Raw genomic sequence first — 6,828 nt, forward strand, 5'->3', positions numbered from 1 at the left:
GCGGGAATGCCCGGGTACGGCTTCTTCGAGCTCACCGCCCTCGGCGTTCCCATGGCCATCGTGGGGATCGTGTACCTGGTGAAGGTGGCGCCCCGACTGCTGTCCGACCGGGTCCCGATCCCGACCGTCGGGGAGGGGGTGCGCCAGTACCTGGTCGAGATGCGGCTGTCCGATCCCTCTCCGCTGATCGGGCGCACGATCGTGGAGGCCGGGCTCCGTCACCTGCCGGGCCTCTTCCTGGTGAGGGTGGAGCGCGCAGGCACGATCATCTCGCCCGTCGGTCCGGACGTGCGCCTCCTGTCGGGCGACCTGCTGACGTTCGCGGGGGTGGTGGACAGCATCGTGGACCTGCGCAAGTTCGATGGTCTCGCTCCGACCTCTTCCGGCGGCGGACTGGATCCGGGCCGGTGGGAGCTCCACGAGGCGGTGATCTCTCCCGGCTCGCCGCTCGTGGGCTCCAACATCCGGGACGCCTCGTTCCGGGGCCGCTACAACGCGGCCGTGATCGCGGTGCACCGGCACGGGGAGAGGATCGAGGGACGGATCGGGGATATCGTACTGAGGCCCGGCGACACGCTGCTCATCGAGGCGGCGGAGGGCTTCTCGAGGACGTTCCGGGACTCACCCGACTTCTACCTGGTGAGCCGGGTGGGCGACAGCGCGGCCCCGCGCCGCGACCGGGCCGCATCCGCCCTGTTGATCCTGACCGCCATGGTGAGCCTGGCGGCCCTGAACGTGCTCCCGATCGTGGTGAGCGCCATCGCGGCAGCGGTCGCCATGGTTCTGACGGGATGCCTGAGCCTCGGGGAGGCGAAGCGCTCGGTGGACTGGTCGGTGCTCGTCACCATCGGCTCGGCCCTCGGGATCGCCGCGGCGCTCGATGCGAGCGGCGCGGCGGAGGTGCTCGCGCACGGTGTCGCCGGCGCGGGGGTTCGGTTCGGACCGGTTGGCGTGCTCGCTGCGGTGATCGTGGGAGCGCTGATCCTGAACGCGCTGGTGGCGAACGCGGCCGCGGTGGCGATCATGTTCCCGGTCGCCGTGTCCGCCGCGCTGGAGCTCGGCCTCGACCCGAGGCCGTTCGTGGTCGGCGTGACCATCGGCGCCGCCCTCTCCATGTCGACCCCGATCTACCAGACGAACCTCATCGTGTACGGGCCGGGTGGATACCGCTTCCTCGACTTCACGAAGGTCGGGGTCCCGCTTCAGATCCTGCTCGCCCTCGTCTGCCTGGCGCTGATTCCCCTCCTCTGGCCGCTCACTCCCTGACCGCTTCCGGATCCACGAGCTTCATCCGACGCGTCCCGAAGTGTCGTGCCTCCGCCACACCCGGGTGCACGTGTCCATCGCCGATCCGGCGGGCACGGGTGATGAATACGACCCAATCCCAATGTTTGCATTGATTTACGAAATGCAGGAACGGCGGACCGGGATCCGGGTCGGGCTGGCGCGCCTCTTGTAAGGGTACCCCCCGAGCGGCGGACGGAGGGTCCGTCGCGCCCCGGGGGATGATCGGCATCCGCGCCGGGGGCATCCGGAACCGAGAGGACCTCTTCATGTGCGGAATCGTCGCCTTCGCAGGAGCCGAACCGGCCAGCCCCATACTCCTCGAGGCTCTCACCCGACTCGAGTACCGGGGGTACGACTCCGCCGGGCTCGCCGTGCAGAACGGAGTGGGGATCGAGACCCGGCGGGCCGCCGGAAGGCTCCGGGCACTCGGAGACCTGCTCGAGCGGGACCCGGTGGTCGGGGAGTCGGGAATCGCGCACACGCGGTGGGCCACGCACGGAGAGCCCACGGTCGTCAACGCGCATCCGCACGGTGACTGTTCCGGCGAGATCGTCGTCTGCCACAACGGGATCATCGAGAACGCCGACGTGCTGAGAGCCGAGCTGATCCGGCGCGGCCACGTCTTCGCGTCCGAGACCGACACGGAAGTCCTCGCGCACCTGATCGAGGAGCACTGGCTGCCGCCGCTTCACCTCAGCGTCGCCCGCGCGCTCAGCATGGTCGAGGGGACGTACGGGATCGCGGTCATGAGCTCGCGCGAACCGGGCCGCATCGTGTGCGCGAGGAACGGCTCTCCCCTCCTCGTCGGTATGGGCGAAGGACGCATCTTCGCGGCGTCCGACGCGGCGGCGCTGCTTCCGTACACCCGGCGGGTCGTGTACCTGGACGACGGCGAGATGGCGATCCTCGACGCTTCGGGGTGCGACATCCTGTCGCTCGATGCCATGTCGCGGATCGTGAAGCCGGTCGAGGTGCTCGACTGGGACCTCGAGGCAGCCGAGCGCGGCGGCCACGCTCACTTCATGCTGAAGGAGATCTTCGAGCAGCCGAAGAGCCTCGAGGCCACGCTCCGAGGCCGGATCCAGCGCTCGACGCCGGCGGTCAAGCTCGGAGGGCTCTCCGAGGTGGCCGGGGCCCTGTCCGAGGCCCGGCGGGTCATCTTCACCGCCTGCGGCACGTCGTGGCATGCCAGCATGATCGGCAAGTTCATGGTCGAGGAATACGCCCGCGTGCAGGCGGACGTCGAGTACGCCTCGGAGTGGCGCTACCGGAACCCGGTCCTCGAACCGGGGACCGTCGTCGTCGGCGTGTCGCAGTCCGGCGAGACGGCCGACACCCTGGCGGCCCTCGGCCTCGCGAAGGAAATGGGCGCCACGACCCTCGGGATCGTCAACGTGGTCGGAAGCTCGATCGCGCGGGCCACCGACGCGGGCATCTATCTGCACGCCGGGCCCGAGATCGGCGTCGCCTCGACCAAGGCCTTCACCTCCCAGGTGGCCGCCATGTGCCTGTTCGCTCTGTACCTCGGGCGGCAGCGCGGACTCGAACAGGAGGTCATCGCCCGCGTCCTCCGGGAGCTCCAGTCGCTCCCCGAGAGGGTCCGGAAGGTCCTCGACCAGGCACCCGACGTGGAGGCGCTGGCCCGCCGGCTCGTCGACCGCGGGCACAACAACTTCCTCTACCTGGGTCGGGGATACAGCTTCCCCACGTCCCTCGAGGGTGCTCTCAAGCTCAAGGAAATCTCGTACGTGCACGCGGAGGGCTTCTCCGCCGCCGAGATGAAGCACGGTCCGATCGCCCTCATCGACGAGAACATGCCGGTGGTGGTGGTCGCTCCGCGCGACAGCGTGTACCCGAAGGTGCTGTCGAACATGCGTGAGGTGAAGGCGCGCGGGGGATATCTGGTCGCGGTCACTACGGAGCCGAACGGCCTGGCCGAGCTCGCGGACGAGGTGGTGATCGTCCCCGGCACCGAGGACAGCCTCCAGCCGATCCTCGCGAGCATCCCGCTGCAGCTCCTCGCCTACCACATCGGAGTCATGCGCGGCTGCGACGTCGACAAGCCGAGGAATCTCGCCAAGAGCGTCACGGTGGAGTAGGGGGCCGCAGTGAAGGTCCTTCACGTCCTCGGCTCGCACTCCGGATTCCTCCGCGTCTCGCCGGTCTTCCGGGCTTTGCGGGCGGCAGGCGCCGAGAGCCAGCGCCTCGTATACGCCGGACGCCGGGACGACCTGGTTCCGCGCGACCGACTGCTCGAGGAGCTCGAGCTGCCGGCCCCACACCACGTGCTCGGCGTGTCCAGCGGCAGTTCCGCTGCACGGACGGGACGGTCGGTGCTCGCTCTCGAGGCCATCGTGCAGAGGGAAACGCCGGACTGGATCTTCGCCGTCGGCGACGTGGACGCCTCGCTGGCGGCTGCCCTGGTCGGCCGCAAGAACGGCGTTCCCCTGGCTCATCTCGAGGCGGGCCTGCGCTCGCTGAACGGAAGCTCACCGGCCGAGGTCAACCGCCTCCTCACCGATCGACTCGCGGATGCGCTCTTCGTGGCCGAGCGGAGCACCCGGGAGCACCTGGTCTCGGAGGGGATCGCGCCGGACCGCATTCACTTCGTCGGGAGCACGGTGGCGGATGCAGTGGAGCGGCTTCGGGAGCCGGCGGCCGCCCTCGACCTGCCCTCCGTGATGGGGCTGGAGCCCGGCTCGTACCTGGTGGCGCTGCTGGGGTCGAGCGACGGGCTGCCCGGCTCTCCGGGTCTCGACGACTTCCTCACGGCCCTGGACGGCGTCGCCTTCGAGACGGGCCGTCCGGTCATCCTCGCCCTCGATCCATTCGCGGCGGCCGCGGTGCACGGCCAGCGGCTCGAGCCGCTGCTCGGTCCGGTCACCGCCGTCCCGACTCCCGGGTACCTGGAGCTGATCGCCCTGGTCGACGGCGCCGGAGCCGTGATCTCGAACGTCTGCGAAGTGCTGGATTCGGCGGCCGTGCTCGGGGTGCCGTTCGTGGGGCTCGGAGACCTGGCGATCGGGCGCGAGGGCACGCTCGGACGGAGCGTGCGCGTGAAGCGTGAAGGAATCGATCGCCTCCCCGACGTGGTGATCGACGTGGTCGCCCGGGGAGCGCCCCCTTCGCTGCCGGAGCGCTGGGACGGGCGGGCTGCCCGCCGGATCGCCGCGGCGACCCTGGCGGACCGACTCCAGCCGGCGGTCTGATTCGTCCCACTCTCTCATTTCCCGTCAGAACGAATCGTTTTCGGTGCGGTGATTTGGCCGTTCCCGTTGCGGAATGCGACGAATGCGCCTCGAGACCGGGCCGGACCGCGCTCCCCTCGGAGTCCGAAGGTGTCGCGAATTCGCCACATCCTCGGATCATCGGCACGGAATCAACCTCCGGGCGGGCCCCGGGGTCCGGATCTTGATCTTCACGGGCCGGCCAGCCGTCGCGCCGGCACGACAAGCGGATCGGCTCGAGACGTTCGAGCCACGCCCAAACATCACTGGAAGAATGATTCATGGACGAGAGCATCGACCTCCAGGAGCCGATGGTGGGTGAGGACGCGGAGCGCGTCCTGGTGGCGCCGGAGGACCGGGCCGCCATTCGGATCCTCGTCGTGGATGACGAGCCGAGCATCCTGGAGAGCTGCGAGACCGTGCTGGGCGGAGAGGGATATCGCTGCGAGGTCGAGCGACGGGGCGAGGAAGCCCTGCGCCGCCTGAAGAGCGAGACCTACGACATCGTCCTCATCGACCAGAACATGCCCCAGGTACACGGCCTGGACATCCTGGCCGAGGTCCGGAAGCGAAACCCCGACGGCCTCGCCGTGGTGATGACGGGCCACGCCACGACCGAGGATGGCGTGAGGGCGATCCAGTCGGGTGCGTGGGACTACCTTCCGAAGCCGTTCACCGCGACGCAGCTCCTGGTGCTGATCGGCCGTGCCGCCTTCACGCTCATGCGTTCTCAGAAGGTGTCGCAGCCCTCCCAGCGCGAGGGTCTGCTGGTCGACCACGGGACGAGGATTCTCGGAGTGTCCGAGTCGATGCGGGAAGCCGTCAGCAAGGCCCTGAAGGTGGCTCCCACGGACGCCTCCGTATTCATCACCGGAGAGAGCGGGACCGGGAAGGAGCTGTTCGCCCAGTACATCCACCGGGAAAGCCGGCGGTCTCGAAAGCCCTTCGTGGCCGTGAACTGCGCCGCCCTTCCCGGTGAGCTGCTGGAATCGGAGATGTTCGGGCACAAGCGCGGCGCCTTCACCGGAGCGATTCGGGACAAGGCGGGTCTGCTCGAGGTGGCGGACCAGGGCTCCTTCTTCCTGGACGAGCTTGCCGAGATGCCGCTCGCGCTCCAGGCGAAGCTGCTCCGGGTGCTGCAGGACGGAGTGCTCCGGCGAGTCGGAAGCGAAAAGGACGACGCGGTGGTGGATGTCCGCTTCATCTCCGCCACCAACCGGGAGCCCGAGGAAGCGCTCAAGGAGGGCATCCTCCGGAACGACCTCTACTACCGCCTCCGAGTGGTGCCGATCCACCTTCCGGCCCTCAGGGAGCGGCCGGAAGACATCCCGGTGCTCATCCGTCACTTCGTGGATCACTTCTGGCGCCGGCACCAGCTGCCGGGCGAGGAGCCGCCCCGCCTGGCGAGCGAGACGCTCGAGGCGCTCATTCACTACTCGTGGCCCGGCAACGTCCGGGAGCTGCAGAACGTGATCGAGAATCTCGTCGTGCTCGCCGACCCGGACGAGGAGATTCCGGCCGAGCGCCTGTCGATCCTCAACCAGGCGCCGGAGCTCGGCCAGAACGGGGGTATGGGTCCGGCCATCGACCTCCGGATGCCGTTCCACGACGCAAAGCAGATGCTGATCGACCGGTTCGAGCGGGAGTACCTGGCGAACCTCGTGGCCCGAACCGGCGGAAACATGTCGGAGTCCGCCCGCCAGGCGGGGATCGACCGTACGACGCTGTACCGTCTGATGGACAAGCACAACCTGGCCCGAGAAGCCTTCACGTCCTGAGCATGTCCGATCACGCCGCGTCCCGACACGGCCCCCCGGCACGAACCGGAGGGCGCGCCTCCGAACCCGCCGGCGGGCTCGGTTCGGGTGCGGCTCCGAATTCGGACCGCACCCGGCGCTTCGACGACCTGATCGGCGCCCTCCCGGAGCGGTTCCGCGAAGCCGGGGAAGGGCTGGCTCTCCAGCTGTTCGGGGCTCCAGGGTCCGTCCGTGTCATGCCCGCCGGGGCGGCAGAAGACCCTCGCCCCGCCTGGCACTCGGGGCTTCAGCTCGAAGAGGCATGGGCCGTGGCGCAGGCCTTTCGCCGCTACCTGCACGAATCTGGGGCGGCCGAACCGCTTGACGACGAGACCCGGGTCGCCCTCGGGGAAGCGATCGACCGATCGCTGCTGGAGGCGGCCACGGAGAGCCTCCGGAAGGTGTCACAGGCCCACCGCCGGATGGTCCAGGACGTATCGCACGACCTCCGGTCGCCCCTCAATTCGGTCCTATTTCTCGCCGACGCGCTGAGGACCGAGCGGAGCGGTCCGCTCACC

5 protein-coding genes are annotated in these 6,828 nt (G+C 69.2%); all 5 read left to right on the forward strand.

Annotated features, from left to right (window positions below; genetic code table 11):
* A partial coding sequence (locus AC36XV_RS12085) for an SLC13 family permease (protein ID WP_492203938.1) occupies positions 1 to 1,266 on the forward strand: 1,266 nt, incomplete at its 5' end.
* Positions 1,267 to 1,553: 287 nt separating this feature from the next.
* Positions 1,554 to 3,386: a glutamine--fructose-6-phosphate transaminase (isomerizing) gene (gene glmS / locus AC36XV_RS12090; protein WP_492203939.1), complete on the forward strand. Its 1,833-nt coding sequence runs from the start codon at positions 1,554 to 1,556 to the stop codon at positions 3,384 to 3,386.
* Between the two features lie 9 nt (positions 3,387 to 3,395).
* A complete protein-coding gene (locus AC36XV_RS12095) occupies positions 3,396 to 4,496 on the forward strand; it encodes a UDP-N-acetylglucosamine 2-epimerase (protein ID WP_492203940.1) in 1,101 nt (366 codons plus the stop codon).
* 299 nt (positions 4,497 to 4,795) lie between these two features.
* Positions 4,796 to 6,292: a sigma-54-dependent transcriptional regulator gene (locus AC36XV_RS12100; RefSeq protein WP_492203941.1), complete on the forward strand. Its 1,497-nt coding sequence runs from the start codon at positions 4,796 to 4,798 to the stop codon at positions 6,290 to 6,292.
* Between the two features lie 2 nt (positions 6,293 to 6,294).
* Positions 6,295 to 6,828: histidine kinase dimerization/phospho-acceptor domain-containing protein (locus AC36XV_RS12105; RefSeq protein WP_492203942.1), on the forward strand; the 534-nt coding region annotated here is incomplete at its 3' end.

This window comes from Candidatus Benthicola sp. (assembly GCF_058719085.1).

Bases quoted from the DNA above. Each gene is read 5' to 3' on its own strand.
- glmS (WP_492203939.1), top strand. From the start codon at position 1,554: ATGTGCGGAATCGTCGCCTTCGCAGGAGCCGAACCGGCCAGCCCCATA.
- AC36XV_RS12100 (WP_492203941.1), top strand. From the start codon at position 4,796: ATGGACGAGAGCATCGACCTCCAGGAGCCGATGGTGGGTGAGGACGCG.